A 24,035-nucleotide genomic window follows, 5' to 3' on the forward strand; every position below is an offset into this window, starting at 1 on the left:
TTCGGAAAAGGACCCATGACCAACGACCATCGCTTCGGCTTCCGCACCCGCGCCCTGCATGCCGGCGGTACTCCCGACGCCGCCACCGGCGCCCGCGCCGTGCCGATCTACCAGAGCACCTCCTTCGTCTTCGAGGGCGCGAAGGATGCCGCGAACCTCTTCGCCCTGCAGAAGTACGGCAACATCTACTCGCGCATCGGCAACCCCACCGTCGCGGCCCTCGAGGAGCGGCTCGCGTCGCTGGAGGGGGGCATCGGCGCGGTGGCGACCGCGTCCGGCATGAGCGCGGAGTTCATCACCTTCGCCGCCCTCGTCGGCGCCGGTGACCACGTCGTGGCTTCCGCGCAGCTCTACGGCGGGACGGTGACGCAGCTGGATGTCACCCTGCGTCGTTTCGGGGTGGAGACGACCTTCGTCGCCTCGACCGAACCCGCCGACTACGCCGCCGCGATCCGGCCCGAGACCAAGGTCCTCTACGTCGAAACGATCGGGAACCCCTCCGGCGCGATCGCCGACATCGAGGGGCTCGCCGACGTCGCCCACGCTGCGGGCATCCCGCTCGTGGTGGACTCCACCCTCGCGACGCCCTACCTCGCCCGCCCCCTCGAGCACGGCGCCGACATCGTCATCCACTCCGTCACGAAGTTCCTCGGCGGTCACGGCACGACCCTCGGCGGCGTGGTCATCGAGAAGGGCACCTTCGACTGGGGGAACGGCAAGTTCCCCCAGATGACCGAGCCGGTGGCCTCGTACGGCGGCATCCGGTGGTGGGACAACTTCGGCGAATACGGATTCCTGACCAAGCTGCGCAGCGAACAGCTGCGCGACATCGGGCCGGCCCTGAGCCCCCAGTCGGCCTTCCAGCTCCTCCAGGGGGTCGAGACGCTGCCGCAGCGCATCGACGCGCACCTCGCCGGCGCCAGGATCGTCGCAGAGTGGCTGGATGAGGACCCCCGGGTCTCGTACGTCACCTGGGCGGGGCTCCCTGACCACCCTCACCACGCGCGCGCGCAGCAATATCTGCCGCTCGGACCCGGCTCGGTGTTCGCCTTCGGCATCCGGCCGGAGGGATCCGGCGACGAGATCGATCCGGATGCCGCCCGCGCGGCGGGAGAGCGCTTCATCGACGCGCTGCAGCTGGCCTCGCACCTCGCCAACATCGGCGACGCGCGCACCCTCGTCATCCACCCCGCCTCCACCACCCACCAGCAGCTGAGCGCCGAACAGCTCAGTGCCGCCGGCGTCCCCGCCGACCTGGTGCGCATCTCGGTGGGGCTGGAAGACCCCGAAGACATCCTGTGGGACCTCGACCAGGCCCTCACTGCCGCGACGGGAGCCACCCGATGACCGACCTGTCCTGCGCCCTGCCCACCGCCGGGGATGCGGTCGCGCCCGTGGACCCGCCCGTCACGGCGGACGGTGCCGCGTGCGCGCTGCCGTCCGCGCCGGCGCCGGGCCGCACCTGGCAGGGCCCGGGCCCGCAGGAGCGCTTCGAGATCCTCCGCCGCACCCGGTCGATCGCGATCGTCGGCGCCTCGGACAACCCGACGCGGGCGAGCTACTTCGTCGCGACCTATCTCCTCGGAAGCGCGCCCTACGACGTGTACTTCGTCAATCCCCGGGCCGACACGATCCTCGGCCGGCCGGCGTATGCGTCGCTGGCGGATCTGCCGGTCGCCCCCGACCTGGTCGACGTCTTCCGGCGCCACGACGACCTTCCGGGCGTGGCCGCCGAGGCGGTGGCCGCGGGGGCGAAGACCCTGTGGCTGCAGCTCGGGTCGTGGCACGAGGGCGCCGCCGCCGTCGCCGAGGGGGCCGGGCTGTCGGTGGTCATGGATCGGTGCGTGAAGATCGAGCATGCGCGCTTCCACGGCGGGCTCCACCTCGCCGGATTCGACACCGGTGTGATCAGCTCCCGCCGGCAACTGCTCAGCAGACGCGCGGACCTGTAGAATGGTCGGATGGCGCGGCTCGGCCGACCGCCCCGCGCCCGACGACTTCTCCGCCGACATCCTTTCGAACCAGGAGGTTCAGCCATGGCCGGAACCAACCAGGGCATCATCGAGCCCCCCATCGACAGCCTTCTCGAGAAGGTCGACTCGAAGTACCAGCTCGTCATCTACGCCGCCCGTCGCGCGCGTCAGATCAACGACTACTACTCCGACCTGCACGAGGGGAACCTCTTCGACAACGTCGGTCCCCTCGTGGACTCGACTGTCGAGGACAAGCCGCTGACGATCGCCCTTCACGAAATCAACGAGGACAAGCTCCGCCTGCGGGCCGCCGAGTAAGTCCCTCACGTCCCTGCCCGGGGTGGCTGTCGGCCACCCCGGGCATACTTGTGCCCGTCCCCGCGAGATCTGGAGCACCGATGACCGCATTGCGTCTGTTCACGTCCGAATCCGTCACAGAGGGCCACCCCGACAAGATCTGCGACCAGATCTCGGACAGCATCCTCGACGCGATCCTCGCCGAGGATCCGCACGGGCGGGTGGCGGTCGAGACGCTCGTCACCACCGGTCTCGTCCACGTCGCGGGCGAGGTCTCCACCGCGGCGTACGTCGAGATCCCCGCGATCGTGCGCTCCGTGGTCAACCGCATCGGCTACACCTCCAGCGACACCGGATTCGACGGCGACTCGTGCGGAGTGAGCGTGTCGATCGGCGCGCAGTCCTCCGACATCGCCGCCGGGGTCGACAAGGCGTTCGAGCGGCGCGAAGGCGGCTCGGTCGACCCCAACGACGAGCAGGGTGCGGGGGACCAGGGCATCATGTTCGGCTACGCCACCACCGAGACGCCGCAGCTCATGCCCATGGCCGCGTGGACGGCGCACCGGATGGCAGAGCGCCTCGCCGCGGTCCGCCGCGACGGGAGCCTGCCTTTCCTGCGTCCCGACGGCAAGACGCAGGTGACCCTCGGCTACGACGGCGTGGTGCCGCGCACCGTCGAGTCGGTGGTGCTCTCCACCCAGCACCACCCCGACATCTCGCAGAAGGCCCTTCGCGGCGCCGTGCGCGACGAGGTGATCGAGCCGGTCCTCGAAGCGACCGGACTCGACGCGTCCGGGGTGAAGTTCTACATCAACCCCGCCGGTCCCTTCGTCGTCGGGGGTCCGAAGGGCGATGCGGGCCTGACCGGCCGCAAGATCATCATCGACACCTACGGCGGCGCCGCCCGCCACGGCGGCGGGGCCTTCAGCGGGAAGGATCCCTCGAAGGTCGACCGTTCCGCCGCGTACGCCATGCGATGGGTGGCGAAGAACGCCGTCGCGGCGGGGCTCGCCGACAGGCTCGAAGTGCAGGTGGCCTACGCGATCGGGAAGGCCAAGCCGGTCGGCCTGTACGTCGAGACCTTCGGCACGGGTCACGTGGCCGACGAGGTGATCACCGCCGCCATCCGCGAGGTGTTCGACCTGCGCCCGCGCGCCATCATCGAGCAGCTCGACCTCCTCCGCCCGATCTACGCCCAGACGGCGGCCTACGGCCATTTCGGTCGTGAACTCCCCGACTTCACGTGGGAGCGCACCGACCGGGTCGACGAGCTGCGCGCGGCCGCAGGCCTGTGACCGCGTCCCTCACGGGAGGGGAGCGCCGCGGGTGAGCGCGGCGAGGGTGGCGCGGGTCCTCATCGATTCCCCGCTCCCGCAGCTGGACCGGCTGTTCGACTACGCCGTGCCGCCCGCCCTCGCGGGCGAGGTCTCCCCGGGGGTGCGCGTCAAGGTTCCGCTCCGCAGCGCGGGGCGGGTCGTCGACGCCTATGTCGTCGAGGTCGATGAGGAACCGGATGTCGGTGAGCGGCCGCTCTCCGACATCGATGCCGTCGTCTCCCCGGTCCCGGTTCTGCCGGAGAGTCTCTACACGCTCGCCCGTCGTGCGGCCGACCGTGCGGCGGGGTCGGCCGCCGACATCCTGCGCCTGGTGATCCCCAAGCGGATGGTGCGGGCCGAGAAGGCATGGCTCGCGGCGGAGCCGGCGGAAGCGTCGGTGATCCCGCCCGACGCGCTCGGGGCGGCCCACGCGACGCTGGGAGCATTCCCGGGGCTCCAGGCGGCCCTCTCCGAGGGTGGGCGCCTGGCCGTCGACGCTCCGCCGCACCCGATCTCCACCCCGGTCGGCGACGTCGGTGCGTGGGCGGATCTCCTGGCCGCCGCCGCGGTGAGCACGCTCGCGACCGGCAGAAGCGCGGTCCTCGTCGTCCCCGACCACCGCGACCAGGCGCAGCTCGAGCGTGCGCTCGCCTCGCGCGTCGACGGCGCGGCGGTGGTCCGTGACGACGCGAGGCAGTCGGGCCCCGCTCGCTACGCCGGCTTCCTGCGGATGCTGGCCTCCACCCCCTGCATCGTCGTCGGCAACAGGTCGGCCGTCTACGCCCCGGTCCACCGCGTCGGTCTCGTCGCGGTCTGGGACGACGGCGATCCGCTGCTCGCCGAGCCCCTCTCCCCGGGGGTCCACGCGCGGGACGCCGCGCTCATCCGGCAGGAGCTCGACGGGTGCGCGCTGCTCTTCGCGGGCCATACGCGCACAACGGATGTGGAGCGACTCGTGCAGCTCGGCTTCGTGCGGGAGATCCCGGCTGCGCGCCGGAGCTCACCGCGGGTCGTCCTCAGCGCCACGCAGGATGCGGAGGGTCGCGGTGTGCGCATCCCGTCGAGCGCATTCCGGGCGGCACGGGAGGCCCTCGCCGAAGGGCCCGTCCTCGTGCAGGTCGCCCGCCCCGGCTATGCGCCGGTGCTGGTGTGCGCCGAGTGCCGTCGTCCCGCACGGTGTCGGCACTGCGAGGGACCCCTCCACGCCGCGGGTGTGGGGGTCGTGCCCGAGTGCTCCTGGTGCGCGCGTGCGGCCCGGGCGTGGACGTGCGTGCACTGCGGCGCGGACAAGGTGCGTCTGGCCTCCTCGGGAAGCGAGCGGACCGCCGAGGAACTCGGTCGCGCCTTCCCCGGCGTGCGCATCGTCATCTCCGACGGCCGCCACACCGTGGAGGGCGTGCCTGCGACGCCGGCGCTCGTGATCGCCACGCGCGGCGCCGAGCCCCCGGCCGACGGCGGATACCGCGCCGTGGTGCTGCTCGACGGTGAGCGGATGCTGCTGTCCGACGATCTTCGGATCGGCGAGGCGGCCCTTCGCTGGTGGTCCAACGCCGCCGCCCTGGCGGCCCCCGGCGCCCCGGTGCACCTCGTCGGCGTGACCGGCGCGGTCGCCCGGGCCCTGGCGACGTGGTCGCAGGCGGCGTACGCGCGCGGCGAGCTCGCCGCGCGCGCGCCGCTGCGCATGCCGCCGGCGGTGCGGGTGGCCGCGGTGGAGGGCGACGCGCCGAGCGTCGAGACGGCGATCTCGACCCTGCGGCAGGCCGTGCCCGCGCTCGATGACGACAGCGTCCTCGGGCCCGCCCCCCGCGCGGACGGCGCGGTGCGCGCCCTCGTCCGCTTCGACTACCGCTCGGGCGCGGATGTCGCCGAGTCGTTGCGCTCCTCCGTCGTGGCGGCGGCCCTGCGGGCGCGCCGCGGCCGCGGCAGGGCTCCGGCGTCCGCCGGTACCCCGCCTACACTCAGAGTGCGGGTGGATCTGCCCGACCTCGACCTGTGAGAGCCCCTATGCGTCTCGTCTTCGCCGGCACCCCCGCACCGGCCGTTCCGTCGCTGCGCGCCCTGCACGCGTCATCCCACGACATCGTCACCGTGGTGACCCGCGATGACGCACCCCTGGGACGAAAGCGCGTCCTGACCCCGTCTCCGGTCGCCGCCGCCGCCGCCGAGCTCGACCTGCCGATCCTCAAGACCGGTCGCCTCGATGACGCGGCGACGACCGCAATCCAGGACGTCGGTCCCGACCTCGGGGTGATCGTCGCCTACGGCGGTCTCGTGCGCGAGCCTCTGCTCTCCCTCCCGCGCCACGGCTGGATCAACCTCCACTTCTCCCGGCTGCCGCAGTGGCGGGGCGCGGCTCCGGTGCAGCACGCGCTCATCGCAGGCGACTCCGAGATCGCCGCCAGCGTCTTCCGGCTCGTCGCCGAGCTCGACGCCGGCGACGTCTACGAAGAGGTGGTCCTCCCCACCCCGGACGACGCCACGGCGGGGGAGGTGCTGGCTCTCCTCGCCGAACGCGGGGCCGCGCTCGTGCGCGAGGTGGTCGACGCGATCGCCGACGGGTCAGCTCGGCCGCGGCCCCAGCACGGCCGGCCGACGTTCGCGCCCAAGCTCGGCGACGACGACGGACGCCTGGACTGGACCAGGACACGAGACGAGGTGCTCCACCGATTCCGCGGCGTGACGCCCGAACCCGGTGCCCACACCACCCTCGACGGCGCCCGGGTGAAGGTGCTGCGAGCGCGAGCCGCAGACCCGGCGGCTCCACTGCTGCCGCCCGGTCGTCTCGGCACGCACGGCCGCTCCGTCATCGCCGGAACGGCGACGGAGCCGGTCGCGCTGGAGAGCGTGCAACCTGCCGGACGCGGGCCCATGAATGCCGCGGATTGGCTTCGCGGGCTGCGACAGAGCGATCCGGTGCTCGGCTCATGAGCACGCTCGCCCCGGCCCGCCTGGTGGCGTTCGAGACGATCCGCGCCGTCCACGACTCCGACGCCTACGCGAACCTCCTCCTTCCGACGGCGATCCGCCGCGCCGGGCTCGACGCCGCCGACGCGGGGCTCGCGACCGAGCTCACCTACGGGACCCTCCGCCGGGAGAACACCTACGACGCGGTCATCTCCCTCGCCGCAGGTCGCGCGGTCGACCTCATCGACCCACCCGTCCTCGACGCCATCCGACTCGGGGTGCATCAGCTGCTGTCGACCCGCGTCGCCTCCCACGCGGCGGTCAACGAGTCGGTCGAGCTCGCCCGCCGCGCCGCAGGCCGCAGCGCGGGCGGGTTCGCCAACGCGGTGCTGCGCAGGATCTCCCGTGACACTCCGGGGGAGTGGATGACGCGGATCGGCGAGACCGCACGCTCCGACGACGAGCGGATCGGTCTTCTCACTGCCCACCCGGTCTGGGTTGTCCGTGCGTTCCGTCGGGCCCTGGCCGCCGAGGGGCGCGTGGAAGAGCTGGACGACCTCCTCCAGGCGGACAATGTCTCCCCACGGGTGACGTTCGCGGCCCTGCCGGGACTCGCCGAGGTGCCGGAAGATGCCGCGCGCACCCGCTTCTCGCCCCTCGGCTTCCGCTCGCCCGGAGGCGACCCCGAGACTCAGGTCACCGCCTCCGGCGGACGCATCCGCGTACAGGACGAAGGATCTCAGATCGCCGCCCTCGCGCTCACCCGGGCGCGTCCCGCGCAGCCGGGGGAGCGGTGGCTCGATCTGTGCGCGGGACCCGGGGGCAAGACGGCGATCCTCGCGGCCGAAGCGCTCGCTGCGGGCGCCCGACTCGACGCAAACGAGCTCAACCCCGCACGGGCGGGACTGGTGCGGCGATCGGTGGCGGGGGTGCCGCTGGAGGTGCCCGTCAGCGAGGAGGACGGTCGTACCCGGGCACGCGGCGGCGGGTACGACCGCATCCTCGTCGATGCACCGTGCACGGGGCTCGGGGCTCTGCGGCGGCGCCCGGAGGCGAGGTGGCGGAAGACCCCCGCCGACGTCGCCGGCCTCGTCGATCTGCAGCGAGGGCTGCTCGACGCCGCCATCGACGGTCTGACGCCCGGGGGTGTGGTGGCCTACGTCACCTGCTCACCCCATCTCGCCGAAACCGCGGGTGTCGTGGCCGATGTGCTGCGCGAGCGTGGGGGAGAGGTCGAGGAACTCGATGCCCGCGCGGTCATCACCGCCTTCAGCGCGACCGATCCGGGCCTCGTCCCCCAGACCGACGGATCGGGGCGGGCCCAGCTGTGGCCGCACCGGCACGGTACCGACGCCATGTCGATCTCGCTGCTCCGGCGCCGCTGACGGCGGATCGCGGGGCGGCGACCCGCCGGGCCGACATAATGGTCCGGTGCACGCCGACCACGACGCCACCGCAGAGGTGCGGATCAATCCCAGCATCCTCGCCGCCGACTTCGTCCACATGGCCGACGAGCTCGCACGCATCGCCGCGGCCGATTTCGTGCACGTCGACGTCATGGACAACCACTTCGTCCCGAATCTCACCTTCGGTCCGCAGATGGTGCAGCGCATCTTCGACACCAGCCCTGTTCCCTTGGACGTGCACCTGATGATCGACGACCCCGAGCGATGGGCGCCGGGCTACGCCGAGATCGGGGCGGCGTCGGTGACCTTCCACCTGGAAGCGGCGACCGAACCGGTCGCGATCGCCCGGCGGCTGCGGGCCATCGGCGCTCGCGCCGGGGTGGCCGTCAAGCCTGCGACCCCGGTCGAGTCGCTCTTCGATGTGCTCGACGAGTTCGATCAGATCCTGGTGATGACCGTGGAACCGGGATTCGGCGGCCAGTCGTTCATGCCCGAGACGATGCCGAAGCTCCGCACCCTCGCCGCGGAGGCGAGGCGTCGCGGATCCGAGGTGTGGCTCCAGGTCGACGGCGGGATCGGGGAGTCCACGATCGCCCAGGCCGCCGAGGCCGGCGCCGACACCTTCGTCGCCGGCTCCGCCGTCTTCGGCGCCGACGATCCCGAGCGCGCGATCGTGGCGCTGCGGGACCGTGCCCGACACCACCACCACCGCCACCCTCGCGGCTGATCGGAGAATGCCATGACCGACCGCTCCGAGAACGAGCCGCCGCCGGGGACGGGCCTCGATGCCGACGAGCCGGTGACGTCCGCGCCGGCGAGCACCGCCGCGCTCCGGGTGGCCGGATCCCGCGGGGCGAAGTGGCTGCTGTCGGCCTACAGCGGCGAGCACGGCATCTACGGCGTCGTCCTCGTGACGGCGCTCATCGGCGCGGAGATCGAAGCGCCCACCGATCTCGACGTCATCTGGTTCGTCGCCGGAACCGTCGGCGTGTTCTGGCTCGCCCACATCTACGCCGCCGTCGTCGCAAGCCGCTCGCGTCGGCCGGTGCCGCCCCTGCACGTGGGCATCCGCGACGGTGTGCGCCATTCCGGCGGCATGGCCCTGGCGATGCTGATCCCCGTCTTCCTGCTCGCGACGGGGACCTGGGGGGTGCTGGACGAGTGGACGGCGTACTTCCTCGCCCTCGGCAGCGGCGTGGTCATCCTGGGGCTCATCGGCTATCTCAACGCCAGACGCAACGGCGCGACCTGGCCCTGGCGCGTTCTGGGCGTCGTCGCGACGACGCTGCTGGGGCTTCTCGTCATCGGCCTGAGCATCCTCGTCCACTGACCCACCGGCGCCGGGCCGGCCCACGCGTTCGCTACCCTGGAGCGGTGAAGACTTTCGACGCGCTGTTCGCCGAGCTCACGGCGAAGGCCGCCGAACGCCCCGCCGGATCGGGGACCGTCGCCGAGCTCGATGCCGGTGTCCACGCGATCGGCAAGAAGATCGTCGAAGAGGCCGCCGAGGTCTGGATGGCCGCCGAGTACGAATCGGACGATCGCACCGCCGAGGAGATCTCCCAGCTGCTCTACCACCTGCAGGTCCTGCTGGTGGCCAAGGGGCTGACCCTCGAGGACGTCTACCGACATCTCTGAGCGGTCCTGCGTCCGACTTCCCTCCCGAAAGCCTCCGCCATGCTCAGAATCGCCGTGCCCAACAAGGGCTCGCTCGCCGACACCGCCTCCGCCATGCTCCAGGAGGCCGGATACACCGGCCGGCGTGACCCGAAGGACCTTCACGTCATCGACCCCGAGAACGAGGTCGAGTTCTTCTACCTGCGCCCGAAGGACATCGCCACCTACGTCGGTTCCGGCGCGTTGGATGTGGGCATCACCGGCCGCGACCTGCTGCTGGATGCCCGCATGCCGGGCGCCCGCGAGATCGAAGCGCTCGGCTTCGGCGACTCCACGTTCCGCTTCGCGGGGCCGCCCGGACGTTTCAGCGATGTCGACGACCTCGAAGGCGTGCGGGTCGCCACGGCGTACCCCGGCCTCGTCGACGGCTTCCTCGACGAGCGCGGTGTGGCCGTCGACCTCGTCCCCCTGGACGGTGCGGTCGAGTCGGCCGTGCGCCTCGGGGTGGCCGACGCCGTGGCCGACGTCGTCTCGACGGGCACGACGCTGCGTCAGGCGGGTCTGGAGATCTTCGGACCGGCGATCCTGCAGTCCGAGGCCGTGCTCATCGGAGCACCCGTCGAGGCGGAGGGGACGGAGACGCTCCTTCGCCGCCTGCGGGGAGTGATGGTCGCCCGCCGCTACGTGCTCATCGACTACGACCTCCCCGCCCGACTCGTCGATGACGCCGTCGCGGTGGCACCCGGCATCGAGTCGCCGACCATCTCGCCGCTGCGCGACCCCGAGTGGGTCGCGGTGCGCGTGATGAGTCCGCGAAAAGGGGTGAATCAGGTCATGGACGCCCTGTACGCGATCGGCGCACGGGCGATCCTCGTCACCGAGATCCACGCGGCGAGGCTGTGACATGACGCTGGCCACTCGCGTCATCCCGTGTCTCGACGTCGCCGGCGGTCGCGTCGTGAAGGGTGTGAACTTCCTCGATCTGCGCGATATGGGCGACCCGGTCGAGCTCGCCAAGGCGTACTTCGACCAGGGCGCCGACGAGGTCACGTTCCTCGACGTCACCGCCACCGTCGATGAGCGCGCGACGACCTACGACGTCGTGCAGCGCACCGCCGAGCAGGTCTTCATCCCGCTGACGGTGGGAGGCGGGGTGCGCTCGACCGATGACGTCGCACGCCTGCTCTCCGTCGGGGCGGACAAGATCGGCGTGAATTCCGCCGCGATCGCGCGTCCCGACCTCCTCGACGAGATCGCCGACCGTTTCGGAGCCCAGGTGCTCGTCCTCTCGCTCGATGTCAAGCGGGTCTCTCCGGAGCGTCGCGAAGCGTCGGCGTCGGGATTCGTGGTGACCACCCACGGAGGGCGCACCGAGACCGATCTGGACGCCCTCGTCTGGGCGCGCGAGGCGGCGGAGCGGGGCGCGGGGGAGTTGCTGGTGAACTCCATCGACGCCGACGGGACCAAGCGGGGCTTCGATCTGGAGCTCATCAGCGCGATGCGGGACGTCGCGCGCGTTCCGATCATCGCCTCCGGCGGCGCAGGCGCTGTGGAGCACTTCGCGCCGGCCATCGCCGCGGGAGCGGACGCCGTGCTGGCCGCCTCGGTGTTCCACACCGGCCAGTTGCGCGTCGGCGAGGTCAAGGACGCGTTGGCCCGCGAAGGCATTCCGGTGCGTCGGACGGAGGCGGGCGGATGACGCCCGCGGACCCTGCTGACATCGACGACCGCATCGCGCGCGTGCGGTTCACCGACGACGGTCTCGTGGCGGCGATCATCCAGCAGTGGGACACCCGGGAGGTGCTCATGCTCGGCTGGATGGACGCCGAGGCGCTGCGTCGCACCCTCACCGAGGGGCGGGTGACGTTCTGGTCACGCTCCCGACAGGAGTACTGGCGCAAGGGCGACACCTCCGGACACGCGCAGTACGTCCGCGGCGCGCGCCTGGACTGCGACGGCGACGCGATCCTCGTCGAGGTCGAGCAGGTGGGCGTGGCCTGCCACACCGGAACGCGCACCTGCTTCGACTCCGACGATCTGGATCCGGCGGTGGGCGCGCAGCCGGAGGGCGATCCGTCGTGAACCTCCCTGACGGGCCGAGCGGAAAATCGACCGTGCGTGCCCGCTCGCTCGCGGTCATCCTGATCCTCGCCGCCGGCGCGCTCGGTGTCATCGCCTCGACGCAGACCTGGCTCTCGGTGACGATCGAGGACGGCGCCCGCGACCTGCTGCCGGTCAGCGGAGCAGCGGCGCTTCCCGTCCTGGCACCGCTCAGTCTCACCGCCCTGGCCCTGGGTGCGGCCCTGGCCATCGCCGGCACGGTGCTGCGATACATCTTCGGCGTCCTCACCGTGGTGATCGCCGTCGTCCTCGGGATCGCCACGGGCACGATCGTCTTCACGGCACCGGTGTCCGCGGTCGTGTCGGCTGTCACGGAGGCCACGGGCATCGCGGGTCTCGAGGCCGTCGGCGACCTCGTCACCGCGGTATCCATGACACCATGGCCGCCCATCACCCTCGCGGCATGCGTCGTCCTGCTCGGGGCCGGAGCGCTCATCCTCGCCACCGCCCACCGCTGGCCCGGTGCCGGACGGAAGTACCGCACCGATGCGCGCGACGCGCCAGAGGGTGAGTCGTCGCGGCGCGCCGCCGCGATCGACTCCTGGGACGACCTGTCGCGCGGACAGGATCCGACGGTCTGACCGATAGACTGGCGATGGTGTGTCCCGGCGTTTCGGAGGATATTCATGAGCAACCACATCGGTGATCCCGGCCACGGCAACTCGCCGGCAGCGTGGACGGCTGTCGTCATCATGCTCGTCGGCTTCACCGTCGGCACTGTCGCGTTCTTCTTCGACGTGCCGTGGGTGGTGTGGGCCTCCGCGGGGCTGGTCGTCGTGGGTCTGCTCGTGGGCTGGGGCATGTCGAAGGCCGGGTACGGCGTCGGCGGTGCCAAGACAACGGCGAAAGAGCATTGAGCGCGGGCGCTGAGCGGACGTCGGCGGGCATCGACCTGCTTGCCGAACTGACTGCCGGCGCCGTCGCGGACGCCGAACGTCGCGCGGCGGAACGCTCCCTCGCCGACGTCGAGCGCGCCGCGCTGGCGCGCCCTGCGGCGAAGGACGCGCGCGCGGCGCTGGCGCCCGCCGATCGGGTGAAGATCATCGCCGAGGTCAAGCGCGCCAGCCCGTCGCGCGGCTCGCTCGCCGAGATCCCCGATCCCGCGGCCCAGGCGCTGCGCTATCAGCGCGGGGGCGCGGCGGCCATCTCGGTCCTCACGGAGGAGCGCCGCTTCTCAGGACGTCTTGCCGACCTGGAGGCCGTGGTCGCCGCGGTCGACGTCCCGGTGCTGCGGAAGGACTTCATCGCCACCGAGTATCAGGTCGCAGAAGCCCGTGCCGCCGGAGCCGACCTCGTGCTCCTCATCGTCGCCGCCCTCGAGCAGGATCTGCTCGTGCGGCTCCACCGCCTCATCGGCGAATGGGGCATGACCGCCCTCGTCGAGACCCACAGCGCCGAGGAGGTGTCGAGGGCCATCGATCTCGGCGCCTCGGTGATCGGCGTCAACGCGCGCGACCTGTCGACGTTCCAGCTGGATCGTGACCTGTTCGGGCGCCTGGAACCCCTCATCCCCGAAGGAACCGTCCGCATCGCGGAATCCGCGGTGTCGTCCCCCGACGACGTCGCGCACTACCGCGACCACGGTGCCGACGTCGTCCTCATCGGCGAAGCCCTCGTGACGGGCGATCCGGTGGCGACCCTCGGCCGGTTCCTCGCGGCGGGAGATCGTCCCGCCGGCCGAAACCGGAAGGAGCAGGTATGAGTCTGCGTGAAGCCGCAGGTCCGTTCTTCGGCGAATTCGGCGGTCGGTTCATGCCCGAATCGCTCATCGCCGCCATCGACGAGCTGAGCGCGGAATACGACCGTGCCAAGGCCGATCCGGCCTTCCACGAGGAGTTCCTCCAGTTGCTGCGCAGCTACGCCGGGCGCCCCTCGATCATCACGGAGGTACCGCGTTTCGCCGCGCACGCCGGAGGTGGGCGGGTCTTCCTCAAGCGCGAGGACCTCAATCACACCGGTTCGCACAAGATCAACAACGTCCTTGGGCAGGCGCTCCTCACGCGCCGCCTGGGCAAGAAGCGCGTCATCGCCGAGACCGGCGCCGGCCAGCACGGCGTGGCCACCGCGACGGCGGCAGCGCTGTTCGGTCTGGAATGCACCATCTACATGGGCGAGGTCGACACGGAGCGTCAGGCTCTCAACGTCGCGCGGATGCGTCTGCTGGGAGCCGAGGTCGTCCCGGTGACCACGGGCTCGCGCACGCTGAAGGACGCCATCAACGAGGCCTATCGCGACTGGGTCGCCAGCGTCGAGACGACGAACTACATCTTCGGCACGGCCGCGGGGCCCCACCCGTTCCCCGCGATGGTCCGCGACTTCCAGAAGGTGATCGGCGAGGAGGCGCGCCAGCAGCTTCTCGACGAGGTGGGACGCCTCCCCGACGCGGTCTTCGCCTGCGTAGGCGGTGGATCCAACGCCATCGGCATGTTCGATGCCTTCCTGGATGACGCCGATGTGCGCCTCTACGGGGTCGAAGCCGCCGGTGACGGTGTGGACACGGTGCGGCACGCGGCGTCGATCGAGCGGGGTCGCCCCGGGGTCCTTCACGGAGCCAAGACCTTCGTCCTCCAGGATGAGGACGGCCAGACCGTGGAGTCCCACTCGATCTCGGCGGGTCTGGACTACCCGGGGGTCGGCCCCGAGCACGCCTGGCTCGCCTCGATCGGCCGAGCCGAGTACATCCCCGCGACGGACGCCGAGTCCATGGCGGCGCTGCGGCTGCTGTCCGAGACCGAGGGGATCATCCCCGCGATCGAGTCCGCCCATGCCCTCGCCGGCGCGATGCGCATCGGCGAGCAGCTCGGTCCCGACGCGGTCATCGCGATCTGCCTCTCCGGCCGCGGCGACAAGGACATGGACACCGCGGCGCGCTACTTCGAGCTCTACGACGCGGGGATCGATCTGGCGGCGGCGGCAGCCGAACCGGTCGTGGACGCCGCCAAGGGTGAGGGCGTGAAGCTGTGACCTCACCCGTCGCCGCGGCGATCGACACCGCCCGCGCCGAGGGACGTGGCGCCCTCGTCGGGTACCTGCCGCTCGGTTTCCCCGACCTGGCGACGAGCATCGATGCCGCCGTGGCACTCGCGGAGGCCGGGGCGGACGTGCTCGAGCTCGGACCGCCGTACTCCGATCCGGTCATGGACGGCACCGTCATCCAGGAGGCGACGCAGACGGCGCTGGCCGCCGGATTCCGCCTGCGTGACACCTTCACCGCGGTCGCCGAGATCACACGGCAGACCGACACCCCGGCGCTCGTCATGACCTACTGGAACCCCGTCATGCAGTACGGGGTCGATCGGTTCGCCGACGACCTGCGGGCCGCCGGCGGAGCAGGCCTCATCACCCCCGACGTCACGCCCGATGCCGCCGGCGACTGGATCGCGGCGTCTCGGCGCACCGATCTGGACCGTGTCTTCCTCGCCGCACCGACGTCCACCGATGAGCGTCTCGACCTCATCTCCGCGAACTCGACGGGCTTCGTCTACACGGTCTCGACGATGGGTATCACCGGCGTGCGCGAAGATCTCGACGCCGCGGCCCGGGGCCTGGTCGCCCGGTTGCGTGCGCACGGTGCCGAGCGGGCGTGCGTCGGCATCGGGATCTCCAATGCCGCGCACGTGGCGGGCGTCCTGGAGTACGCCGACGGTGCGATCGTCGGCACCGCCCTGGTGCGCGCGTTGCGCGACGGCGGCGTCTCCGCTCTCCGAGACCTCGCCGCGGAGCTGCACGAGGGCACGATGTCCGCAGGCGCCGGGCGCCCGGCCTAGACTCGAACCCATGTCGTTCGCCCTCTCGAGCGCGGGAACGTCCGTGCTCGCCAGCATCCCGAGCCCCGAGATCAGCTTCATCCAGCTGGGTCCTCTCCGCGTCTACTTCTACGCGCTGTGCATCATCGCCGGCATCGTGGTCGCGGTTCTGCTCACGAACCATCGCCTGACCAAGCGCGGAGCAGAGCCCTGGGTCGTGATCGACATCGCGCTGCTCGCCGTGCCGCTGGCGATCGTCGGTGCCCGGATCTTCCACGTCCTCACCCACCTGGGCTTCTACTTCTACGAGGGTTCGAACCCCTGGAACCCCTTCCAGCCCGGCTCGGTCTGGGCGATCTGGGAGGGTGGCATCGCGATCTACGGTGCGTTGCTCGGCGGCGCGGTGGGTGCGTGGCTCGGCTGCCGCTGGACCGGGATCCGCTTCTGGTCCTTCGCTGACGCGCTGGCCCCCGGCATCCTTCTCGCGCAGGCCATCGGACGGTTCGGGAACTGGTTCAATCAGGAGCTGTTCGGCCTCCCGACCGATCTGCCGTGGGGCCTGGAGATCGACTCGGACAACGCCGCCTTCCCCCCGGGACTTCCCGCTGACACGTTGTTCCACCCGACCTTCCTCTACGAGGTGATCTGGAACACCGCGGGCGTGCTCGTCCTGCTGTGGGCCGGAAGGCGCCTGCGGATGCAGTGGGGCCGGCTGTTCGGCCTCTACCTGGTCTGGTACAGCGCCGGTCGCATCGTGTGGGAATCCATCCGCATCGACCCCAGTGACATCTACCTGGGTCTTCGCACCAACGTCTGGGCGGCGATCTTCGGCGTCGTCGTGGGCCTGGCCATCATCATCGTGCAGCGCCGACGGCACCCCGGCACCGAGCCGTCGCCCTATGTGCCCGGTCGGGAGTGGAAGGGTCGCGGCACGGTACAATCGCAGGACACCAACGACTTCGTCGACCTCAGCGAACCACCGGCGAACGAGGTCGCCGAGAGCGATGCCACAAGCACAGCCGCCAAGAAGTAGGGGTGTTCATCAGCTGATTCGGGCCGACGTCGTCCCATCTTGAGCATCAATGTGAGGACGGTACGCATGGCCGCGAGTTCCGGCAGCAGCACCTCCACGTCGGTCGTGGGCGGTGGCTTCCCCGCCCGCCAGGGCATGTACAACCCGGCATTCGAGAAGGATGCCTGCGGGCTGGCGATGGTCGCCACGCTCCGCGGCGAACCGGGGCACGACATCATCGATCTCGCCCTGACGGCGCTGCGCAATCTCGAGCACCGCGGGGCGATCGGCTCCGACGCGGGCACCGGAGACGGAGCGGGCATCCTGACCCAGATGCCCGACGCGTTCTTCCGCTCCGTCGTCGACTTCGATCTGCCGCCGATGGGGGAGTACGCCGCGGGGATGGTCTTCCTCCCGCGCGACGACGAGGCCCGGGCGACGCAGAAGGCCGGGATCGAGCGGATCGCCGCGCGCGAGAACCTCGTCGTGCTCGGGTGGCGCGAGGTTCCGGTCGCCGAGGAGCACCTCGGCAAGCTCGCCTTCGAGGCCCGTCCCGCCTTCGAGCAGATCTTCGTCTCCCGTCCCGGCGAGGGCGGCGCTCCGGCGCTGTCGGGCATCGACCTCGATCGCCGCACCTATCGGATGCGCAAGCGTGCCCGGCACGAACTGGACGCGTACTTCGTCTCGCTGTCGGCGCGCACCATCGGCTACAAGGGCATGGTCACGACCCTCCAGCTCGAGCCGTTCTATCCCGACCTGCAGGACGAGCGGTTCGCCTCCGAGCTCGCGGTCGTGCATTCCCGGTACTCCACGAACACCTTCCCGTCGTGGCCGCTCGCGCAGCCGCTGCGGATGCTCGCTCACAACGGCGAGATCAACACCGTCAACGGCAACCGCAACTGGATGCGGGCGCGCCAGTCCCAGCTGGAGTCGGAGCTCCTCGGCGACATCCGCCCGCTGCTGCCGATCTGCACCGTCGGGTCCAGCGACTCGGCGTCGTTCGACGAGGTTCTGGAGCTGCTGACACTGACGGGTCGCAGCCTCCCGCACGCGGTGATGATGATGGTGCCGGAGGCGTACGAGAAGCAGGCCGACATCGCCCCCGACCTCCGGGCGTTCTACGACTACCACGCCAACCAGATGGAGCCGTGGGACGGGCCGGCGGCGCTGATCTTCACCGACGGGACGCTCGTGGGCGCGACCCTGGACCGCAATGGCCTGCGTCCCGGGCGCTGGACCGAGACCACCGACGGCTTCGTCGTGATCGGCAGCGAGACCGGTGTGCTCGACATCGCCCCCGAGCGCATCAAGCGGCGCGGTCGGCTGCGTCCGGGACGGATGTTCCTGGTCGACACCGCGGCGGGGCGCATCATCGAGGACGACGAGATCAAGCGCGACCTCGCGTCCCTGCATCCCTGGCAGGAATGGCTGGATGCCGGGCGTGTGCGTCTTGCCGACCTGCCCGAGCGCGAGCACATCGTGCACCCCATCGCCTCGATCACGCGTCGTCAGCGCACCTTCGGCTACACCGAGGAGGAAGTGCGCATCCTCCTCACGCCGATGGGGCAGAACGGCGCCGAGCCGCTGGGCGCGATGGGAAGCGACACTCCGGTCGCGGTCCTCAGCGACCGACCGCGCCTGCTCTTCGACTACTTCGTGCAGCAGTTCGCCCAGGTCACCAATCCGCCGCTGGACTCGATCCGCGAAGAGGTCGTCACCTCGCTCTCACTCGGGCTCGGCCCCGAGCGGAATCTGCTGGCATGGGGGCCGGATCACACCCGCACCGTGATGCTCGACTTCCCGGTGATCGACAACGACGAGCTCGCGAAGATCCAGCACATCGACACCGCGCTGCCGGGTCGATCGTCCGTGACGATCCGCGGCCTGTACCGCGTCGAGGCCGGCCACAAGGGCATGCGCAAGCGGCTCGAGCAGATGTGCACCGAGGTCGACCAGGCGATCGAGGACGGCGCGGAGTTCATCGTGCTCAGCGACCGCGACTCCAACAAGGACCTCGCACCCATCCCGTCGCTGCTCATGCTCGCCGCGGTGCATCACCATCTGATCCGTCGCGAGACCCGCATGAAGGTCGGCCTCGTGGTCGAAGCCGGCGACGTGCGCGAGGTGCATCACATCGCCACGCTCATCGGGTACGGCGCTTCGGCGGTGAATCCCTACCTGGCGATGGAGACCGTCGAGTATCTCGTCCGGGCCGGCTACATCACCGGCGTCAGCCCCGAGAAGGCGGTGAAGAACCTCATCTACGCCCTCGGCAAGGGCGTGCTGAAGATCATGTCGAAGATGGGCATCTCGACGGTCTCGTCGTACGCCGGTGCCCAGGTCTTCGAGGCCGTCGGCCTGTCGCAGGAACTCGTCGACACGTATTTCACGGGCACCGAGACCAAGCTCGGAGGGATCGGTCTCGACGTCATCGCCGCGGAGAACGCCGCGCGTCACGCCTACGCCTACCCCGAGGACGCGGCCGTGCGCGCCCATGAGCGCCTGTGGACCGGCGGGGAGTACCAGTGGCGCCGCGACGGCTCACCGCACCTGTTCAACCCCGACACCGTGTTCCGCCTGCAGCATGCGACCCGGACGCGCAGGTACGACATCTTCCGCGAGTACACCAAGCTGGTCGACGACCAGGCCGCCGAGCTGAAGACCCTGCGCGGCCTCTTCCAGTTGCGCGCGGGCGTGCGCCCGCCGGTGCCCATCGACGAGGTCGAACCCGTGTCGTCGATCGTGAAGCGGTTCCAGACCGGGGCGATGAGCTACGGCTCGATCTCCCAGGAGGCTCACGAGACCCTCGCGATCGCCATGAACCGCATCGGGGGCAGGTCCAACACCGGCGAGGGCGGCGAGGACGTCGAGCGCCTGCTCGACCCCGAGCGGCGGAGCTCGATCAAGCAGGTCGCCTCCGGACGGTTCGGGGTGACGAGCCTCTACCTCACCGAGGCCGACGACATCCAGATCAAGCTGGCGCAGGGCGCCAAGCCCGGCGAGGGCGGGCAGCTGCCGCCGGCGAAGGTGTACCCCTGGGTCGCGCGCACGCGCCACGCCACCGCCGGTGTCGGGCTCATCTCGCCGCCGCCCCACCACGACATCTACTCGATCGAGGACCTCAAGCAGCTCATCTTCGATCTCAAGCGCGCCAACCCCGGCGCCCGGATCCACGTCAAGCTCGTGAGCCAGTCGGGCATCGGCGCGGTCGCGGCGGGCACCGCCAAGGCGCTGGCCGATGTCATCCTGGTCTCCGGACACGACGGGGGAACCGGGGCCAGTCCGCTCAACTCCCTCAAGCACGCCGGCACGCCGTGGGAGCTGGGACTCGCGGAGACCCAGCAGACGCTGATGCTCAACGGCATGCGCGACCGGGTCGTAGTGCAGGTCGACGGTCAGCTCAAGACCGGTCGCGACGTGATCATCGGTGCGCTGCTGGGCGCCGAGGAGTTCGGTTTCGCCACCGCGCCGCTGGTGGTCTCGGGGTGCATCATGATGCGCGTCTGCCACCTCGACACCTGTCCTGTCGGCGTCGCGACGCAGAACCCGACCCTCCGGGCGCGCTTCAACGGCAAGCCCGAGTTCGTCGTCAACTTCATGGAGTTCGTCGCGCAGGAGGTGCGCGAGTACCTCGCCGAGCTCGGATTCCGGTCTCTGGACGAGGCGATCGGGCACACCGAGATGCTCGATGTGAACGGCGCGATCGAGCACTGGAAGGCCAGCAGCCTGGACCTCGGTCCCGTGCTGCACGGGCCGCGCTTCGCCGAGGACGAACCGCGCCGTCATCAGCGCGCCCAGCTGCACGAGCTCGAGGAGCACTTCGACACCGTCCTCATCGAGCGGTCCCGCGACGTGATCGAGCGCGGCGGATCGGTGACGATCGACCTTCCCATCCGCAACACCGAGCGCGCCGTCGGCACGCTTCTCGGTCATCACGTGACCCGGGCGCGCGGCGAGAACGGCCTGCCGTCCGGATCGATCACGGTGAACCTCACGGGCTCGGCGGGGCAGTCGTTCGGAGCATTCATGCCGGCGGGAATCACGCTGCGCCTCGAGGGCGACTCCAACGACTACGTCGGCAAGGGTCTGTCGGGCGGTCAGATCGTCGTCCGCCCGCCGCGGGGCGCGTCCTTCGATGCGTCGAAGAACGTCATCGCCGGCAATGTCATCGGGTACGGCGCGACCCAGGGCACCATGTTCCTCCGCGGGGTGGTGGGGGAGAGGTTCCTCGTCCGCAACTCCGGTGCGACGGCCGTCGTCGAGGGCGTCGGAGATCACGCTCTGGAGTACATGACGGGCGGACTGGCGGTCATCCTCGGCGAGACGGGCCGCAACCTCGGCGCCGGGATGTCGGGCGGGACGGCCTACATCTATCGACTCGACGAGAAGCTGGTCAATCGCGAGGCGATCGCCTCCGGCGAGCTCGTCCTGGGCGAGCTCGGTTCGGGCGACGTCGAGATGCTCCGCGACCTGCTCGAACAGCACGTGGCCGAGACCGATTCCGAACTGGCGCAGCGACTCCTCGACGACTTCGAGGTCGAGGCCCAGAACTTCGTCCGTGTCGTCCCGCGCGATTACGCCGCCGTCCTGCAGACGAGGCAGGAGGCGCTCGAGCAGGGACTTGATCCCGACGGCGACGTCGTGTGGAGCCGCATCCTGGAGGTGACGGGTGGCTGACCCCAAAGGCTTTCTGAAGGTGACCGAGCGGGAGCTGCCGCCTCGGCGCCCCGTTCCCGTGCGGATCATGGACTGGAAAGAGGTCTACGAGCCGGGAGACTCCGCCGTGCTCCGGCGCCAGGCCGGTCGCTGTATGGACTGCGGCGTTCCGTTCTGTCACAAGGGATGCCCGCTCGGCAACCTGATCCCCGAGTGGAACGACCTGGTGTGGCGGGGTGAGGGGCGCGCGGCGATCGAGCGCCTGCACGCGACCAACAACTTCCCCGAGTTCACCGGGAGGCTCTGTCCGGCGCCGTGTGAGAGCTCCTGCGTGCTGGGCATCAATCAGCCCCCCGTGACCATCAAGCAGGTCGAGGTCTCGATCATCGATGAGGCGTTCTCGCAGGGCTGGGTCGAACCCGAGCCGCCGGCACGCCTGACGGGCAAGACGGTCGCCGTCGTCGGGTCCGGACCCGCCGGGCTCGCCGCGGCGCAGCAGCTCACCCGGGCCGGTCACACCGTGGCCGTCTACGAGCGGGACGACCGTATCGGCGGACTCCTCCGATACGGCATCCCCGACTTCAAGATGGAGAAGCGACACCTTGAAGCCCGGCTGCGTCAGATGCGAGACGAGGGCACCCGGTTCCGCGCCGGCGTCGAGATCGGCGTCGACATCACCTGGAGCGACCTGCGCGCCCGATACGACGCCGTGGTCATCGCCACCGGCGCGACCGTGCCCCGCGATCTCGCCATCCCCGGCCGCGACCACGCGGGCATCCATTTCGCGATGGAGTACCTCGTCGAATCCAACAAGGCCGTCGCGGGCGACGCGGTCGCCAACCAGATCACCGCCGAGGGCAAGCACGTCGTCGTCATCGGCGGCGGTGACACCGGCGCGGACTGCATCGGCACCGCTCACCGTCAGGGCGCGCTGAGCGTCACGAATCTGGCGATCGGGAAGCAGCCCCCGGAGGAGCGTCCCGAGGATCAGCCCTGGCCGATGATGCCGAACCTCTTCGAGATCGCCTCGGCGCACGAGGAGGGCGGTGAGCGGCACTATCTCGCCTCGACCGTCGAGTTCCTCGCGAATGGCGTGGGAGAGGTCCGCGCCCTCCGCGTCGCCGAAACCGAGTACCGCGACGGACGCCGCGTTCCCAAGTCGGGCACCGAGCGCGAGATCCCGGCCGACCTCGTTCTCATCGCCATGGGCTTCACCGGGCCCGAGCACACCCATCTGGCCGACCAGCTGGGCACGCAGTTCGGACCGAGGGGCAGCGTCGAGCGCGACGCCGTCTACCAGACGTCCGCACCCGGTGTCTTCGTCGCGGGTGACGCCGGACGCGGTCAGTCACTCATCGTCTGGGCGATCGCGGAGGGCCGCGCGGCTGCCGCGGCGGTCGACGAATACCTCATGGGCAGCACCGACCTGCCGGCACCCGTTCACCCGAACGATGTCGCCATCGGGCTGCAGCCCGCGTAGGCTGGCCCCGGCCCTTCGCCACTTCCCCCACCACTCGGAGTTCATACACGGATGAGACGCGCCAAGATCGTCGCCACTTTGGGTCCCGCCACTTCCTCCTATGACATGGTCCGCGCGATCATCGACGCCGGGGTGGACATCGCCCGGCTGAACCTCAGCCACGGCGACTACTCCGTGCACGAGGCGAATTTCGCCAACGTCCGCAAGGCGGCCGACGACGCGGGGCGGCCCGTGGCGGTGCTGGTCGACCTCCAGGGTCCGAAGATCCGGCTCGGCCGCTTTGCCGACGGCCCTCACGAGCTGGCCGAGGGTGACATCTTCAAGATCACCACCGACGACGTCCCCGGTACCAAGGAGCTCGTCTCGACGACGTTCAAGGGTCTGCCGGGCGACGTCAAGCCCGGCGATTTCCTCCTGATCGACGACGGCAAGGTCCGCGTCGAGGTCGTCGAGGTCGAGGGGTCCGTCGTCACGACCCGGGTCGTCGTCGCCGGCACCGTGTCCAACAACAAGGGCATCAATCTCCCGGGCGTCGCCGTCAACGTCCCCGCGCTGTCGGAGAAGGACGAGGCCGACCTCCGCTGGGGCCTGCGGATCGGGGCGGATTTCATCGCCCTGTCGTTCGTGCGCAACGCCAAGGACATCCAGCGCGTCCACGTCATCATGGCCGAAGAGGGGCGTCACGTCCCCGTGATCGCGAAGATCGAGAAGCCGCAGGCCGTGGACAATCTCGAGGAGATCATCGACGCCTTCGACGGCATCATGGTCGCCCGCGGAGACCTCGGCGTCGAGCTGCCGCTGGAGGCGGTGCCGATCGTGCAGAAGCGCGCGGTCGAACTCTGCCGGCGGATGGCCAAGCCCGTCATCGTCGCCACGCAGATGCTCGAGTCGATGATCAACAACCCGGTGCCCACCCGCGCCGAGACCAGCGACGTCGCCAACGCGGTCCTCGACGGTGCGGACGCCGTCATGCTCTCGGGCGAGACCAGCGTCGGGGACTATCCGGTGAAGGTCGTCGAGACGATGGCCCGCATCGTCGAGTCGACCGAGGACCACGGCCTCGAGCGCATCGCACCGCTGACGACCAAGCCGCGCACCCAGGGCGGCGCGATCACCCTCGCCGCGATGGAGGTCGCCGAGTTCGTCGAGGCGAAGTTCCTCTGCATCTTCACCGAGTCCGGTGACACGGCGCGCCGCATGTCGCGCCTCCGGCCGAAGATCCCCATGATCGGGTTCACGCCGGAGCCCGCGATCCGTCGGCGCATGGCGATCACCTGGGGCATCCGCTCGACACTGGTCGAGCACGTCCCGCACACCGATCGCATGTTCATCCAGGTGGACGACTACCTCCTCGCGAACGACCTCGCGAAGGTCGGTGACAAGGTCGTCGTGATCTCCGGTTCGCCTCCCGGAATCGTCGGATCGACCAACGACATCCGCATCCACAAGGTCGGTGACGCCGTCCACGGCGCGGCGCCGATCTACCAGACGCGCGACTGAGCGTCGC

The 24,035-nt window shown here is 70.5% G+C and carries 22 protein-coding genes; all 22 read left to right on the forward strand.

What is annotated here, in order from left to right:
* The first annotated feature begins 15 nt into the window (after positions 1–15).
* The 22 genes from MA875_RS10540 to pyk all read left to right on the forward strand — a co-directional run bounded on the left by MA875_RS10540 (position 16) and on the right by pyk (position 24,028).
* Positions 16–1,347: an O-acetylhomoserine aminocarboxypropyltransferase/cysteine synthase family protein gene (locus tag MA875_RS10540; RefSeq protein WP_248242249.1), complete on the forward strand. Its 1,332-nt coding sequence runs from the start codon at positions 16–18 to the stop codon at positions 1,345–1,347.
* The gene (locus MA875_RS10545; RefSeq protein ID WP_248242250.1) at positions 1,344–1,952 is read left to right on the forward strand and encodes a CoA-binding protein; all 609 of its coding nucleotides are present in this window, start codon (positions 1,344–1,346) and stop codon (positions 1,950–1,952) included. The genes MA875_RS10540 and MA875_RS10545 overlap by 4 nt, the downstream gene beginning before the upstream one ends.
* Before the next feature lie 84 nt (positions 1,953–2,036).
* A complete protein-coding gene (gene rpoZ / locus MA875_RS10550; protein WP_124293224.1) occupies positions 2,037–2,291 on the forward strand; it encodes a DNA-directed RNA polymerase subunit omega in 255 nt (84 codons plus the stop codon).
* Positions 2,292–2,371: 80 nt separating this feature from the next.
* Positions 2,372–3,565 (forward strand): methionine adenosyltransferase, encoded by a 1,194-nt coding sequence (metK, locus tag MA875_RS10555; protein ID WP_248242251.1) that lies wholly within the window; start codon positions 2,372–2,374, stop codon positions 3,563–3,565.
* A 31-nt stretch (positions 3,566–3,596) separates the two neighbouring features.
* Entirely contained in the window at positions 3,597–5,582 is a 1,986-nt protein-coding gene (locus tag MA875_RS10560; RefSeq protein ID WP_248242252.1) for a primosomal protein N' family DNA-binding protein, read from the forward strand.
* Positions 5,583–5,590: 8 nt separating this feature from the next.
* Positions 5,591–6,514: a methionyl-tRNA formyltransferase gene (fmt, locus tag MA875_RS10565; RefSeq protein WP_248242253.1), complete on the forward strand. Its 924-nt coding sequence runs from the start codon at positions 5,591–5,593 to the stop codon at positions 6,512–6,514.
* A complete protein-coding gene (locus MA875_RS10570; protein ID WP_248242254.1) occupies positions 6,511–7,875 on the forward strand; it encodes an RsmB/NOP family class I SAM-dependent RNA methyltransferase in 1,365 nt (454 codons plus the stop codon). The genes fmt and MA875_RS10570 overlap by 4 nt, the downstream gene beginning before the upstream one ends.
* Positions 7,876–7,921: 46 nt before the next feature.
* Positions 7,922–8,623 carry a ribulose-phosphate 3-epimerase gene (gene rpe, locus MA875_RS10575; RefSeq protein WP_308221520.1) on the forward strand — a complete coding sequence of 234 codons (702 nt, stop codon included), beginning with the start codon at positions 7,922–7,924 and terminating at the stop codon, positions 8,621–8,623.
* A gap of 12 nt (positions 8,624–8,635) precedes the next feature.
* Positions 8,636–9,226 (forward strand): hypothetical protein, encoded by a 591-nt coding sequence (locus MA875_RS10580; RefSeq protein WP_248242255.1) that lies wholly within the window; start codon positions 8,636–8,638, stop codon positions 9,224–9,226.
* A gap of 44 nt (positions 9,227–9,270) precedes the next feature.
* Positions 9,271–9,534, forward strand: a complete 264-nt coding sequence (locus tag MA875_RS10585; protein ID WP_248242256.1) for a phosphoribosyl-ATP diphosphatase — start codon at positions 9,271–9,273, stop codon at positions 9,532–9,534.
* A 39-nt stretch (positions 9,535–9,573) separates the two neighbouring features.
* The gene (gene hisG / locus MA875_RS10590) at positions 9,574–10,416 is read left to right on the forward strand and encodes an ATP phosphoribosyltransferase (RefSeq protein WP_248242257.1); all 843 of its coding nucleotides are present in this window, start codon (positions 9,574–9,576) and stop codon (positions 10,414–10,416) included.
* 1 nt (position 10,417) lies between these two features.
* Positions 10,418–11,212: an imidazole glycerol phosphate synthase subunit HisF gene (gene hisF, locus MA875_RS10595; protein ID WP_248242258.1), complete on the forward strand. Its 795-nt coding sequence runs from the start codon at positions 10,418–10,420 to the stop codon at positions 11,210–11,212.
* Complete coding sequence (hisI, locus tag MA875_RS10600) at positions 11,209–11,595, forward strand: phosphoribosyl-AMP cyclohydrolase (protein WP_248242259.1); 387 nt, start codon at positions 11,209–11,211, stop codon at positions 11,593–11,595. Before hisF ends, hisI begins: the two co-directional genes overlap by 4 nt.
* Positions 11,592–12,215 carry a Trp biosynthesis-associated membrane protein gene (locus tag MA875_RS10605; protein WP_248242260.1) on the forward strand — a complete coding sequence of 208 codons (624 nt, stop codon included), beginning with the start codon at positions 11,592–11,594 and terminating at the stop codon, positions 12,213–12,215. Before hisI ends, MA875_RS10605 begins: the two co-directional genes overlap by 4 nt.
* A gap of 45 nt (positions 12,216–12,260) precedes the next feature.
* Positions 12,261–12,491, forward strand: coding sequence for a DUF6704 family protein (locus MA875_RS10610; protein ID WP_179559209.1), 231 nt, complete (start codon positions 12,261–12,263; stop codon positions 12,489–12,491).
* Positions 12,492–12,526: 35 nt separating this feature from the next.
* Positions 12,527–13,336, forward strand: coding sequence for an indole-3-glycerol phosphate synthase TrpC (gene trpC / locus MA875_RS10615; RefSeq protein ID WP_248242365.1), 810 nt, complete (start codon positions 12,527–12,529; stop codon positions 13,334–13,336).
* On the forward strand, positions 13,333–14,598 hold the full coding sequence (gene trpB / locus MA875_RS10620) for a tryptophan synthase subunit beta (protein WP_248242261.1): 1,266 nt from the start codon (positions 13,333–13,335) through the stop codon (positions 14,596–14,598). Before trpC ends, trpB begins: the two co-directional genes overlap by 4 nt.
* Positions 14,595–15,401, forward strand: coding sequence for a tryptophan synthase subunit alpha (trpA, locus tag MA875_RS10625; protein ID WP_248242262.1), 807 nt, complete (start codon positions 14,595–14,597; stop codon positions 15,399–15,401). The genes trpB and trpA overlap by 4 nt, the downstream gene beginning before the upstream one ends.
* 10 nt (positions 15,402–15,411) lie before the next feature.
* On the forward strand, positions 15,412–16,413 hold the full coding sequence (gene lgt / locus MA875_RS10630) for a prolipoprotein diacylglyceryl transferase (RefSeq protein ID WP_248242263.1): 1,002 nt from the start codon (positions 15,412–15,414) through the stop codon (positions 16,411–16,413).
* Between the two features lie 66 nt (positions 16,414–16,479).
* Positions 16,480–21,069 carry a glutamate synthase large subunit gene (gene gltB, locus MA875_RS10635; RefSeq protein WP_248242264.1) on the forward strand — a complete coding sequence of 1,530 codons (4,590 nt, stop codon included), beginning with the start codon at positions 16,480–16,482 and terminating at the stop codon, positions 21,067–21,069.
* On the forward strand, positions 21,062–22,528 hold the full coding sequence (locus tag MA875_RS10640) for a glutamate synthase subunit beta (RefSeq protein ID WP_248242265.1): 1,467 nt from the start codon (positions 21,062–21,064) through the stop codon (positions 22,526–22,528). The genes gltB and MA875_RS10640 overlap by 8 nt, the downstream gene beginning before the upstream one ends.
* A 51-nt stretch (positions 22,529–22,579) precedes the next feature.
* Positions 22,580–24,028, forward strand: a complete 1,449-nt coding sequence (gene pyk / locus MA875_RS10645; protein WP_248242266.1) for a pyruvate kinase — start codon at positions 22,580–22,582, stop codon at positions 24,026–24,028.
* The last annotated feature ends 7 nt before the right edge of the window (positions 24,029–24,035 follow it).

Source organism: Microbacterium kunmingense, assembly GCF_023155745.1.
Lineage (GTDB): Bacteria > Actinomycetota > Actinomycetes > Actinomycetales > Microbacteriaceae > Microbacterium > Microbacterium kunmingense.

Excerpts from the sequence above, each read along its gene's own strand:
- hisI (WP_248242259.1), top strand. The coding sequence starts at position 11,209 with ATGACGCCCGCGGACCCTGCTGACATCGACGACCGCATCGCGCGCGTG.
- lgt (WP_248242263.1), top strand. The coding sequence starts at position 15,412 with ATGTCGTTCGCCCTCTCGAGCGCGGGAACGTCCGTGCTCGCCAGCATC.
- MA875_RS10570 (WP_248242254.1), top strand. The coding sequence starts at position 6,511 with ATGAGCACGCTCGCCCCGGCCCGCCTGGTGGCGTTCGAGACGATCCGC.
- metK (WP_248242251.1), top strand. The coding sequence starts at position 2,372 with ATGACCGCATTGCGTCTGTTCACGTCCGAATCCGTCACAGAGGGCCAC.
- fmt (WP_248242253.1), top strand. The coding sequence starts at position 5,591 with ATGCGTCTCGTCTTCGCCGGCACCCCCGCACCGGCCGTTCCGTCGCTG.
- pyk (WP_248242266.1), top strand. The coding sequence starts at position 22,580 with ATGAGACGCGCCAAGATCGTCGCCACTTTGGGTCCCGCCACTTCCTCC.
- gltB (WP_248242264.1), top strand. The coding sequence starts at position 16,480 with ATGGCCGCGAGTTCCGGCAGCAGCACCTCCACGTCGGTCGTGGGCGGT.
- hisG (WP_248242257.1), top strand. The coding sequence starts at position 9,574 with ATGCTCAGAATCGCCGTGCCCAACAAGGGCTCGCTCGCCGACACCGCC.
- trpB (WP_248242261.1), top strand. The coding sequence starts at position 13,333 with ATGAGTCTGCGTGAAGCCGCAGGTCCGTTCTTCGGCGAATTCGGCGGT.
- MA875_RS10580 (WP_248242255.1), top strand. The coding sequence starts at position 8,636 with ATGACCGACCGCTCCGAGAACGAGCCGCCGCCGGGGACGGGCCTCGAT.
- rpoZ (WP_124293224.1), top strand. The coding sequence starts at position 2,037 with ATGGCCGGAACCAACCAGGGCATCATCGAGCCCCCCATCGACAGCCTT.
- hisF (WP_248242258.1), top strand. The coding sequence starts at position 10,418 with ATGACGCTGGCCACTCGCGTCATCCCGTGTCTCGACGTCGCCGGCGGT.
- MA875_RS10540 (WP_248242249.1), top strand. The coding sequence starts at position 16 with ATGACCAACGACCATCGCTTCGGCTTCCGCACCCGCGCCCTGCATGCC.
- MA875_RS10545 (WP_248242250.1), top strand. The coding sequence starts at position 1,344 with ATGACCGACCTGTCCTGCGCCCTGCCCACCGCCGGGGATGCGGTCGCG.
- MA875_RS10610 (WP_179559209.1), top strand. The coding sequence starts at position 12,261 with ATGAGCAACCACATCGGTGATCCCGGCCACGGCAACTCGCCGGCAGCG.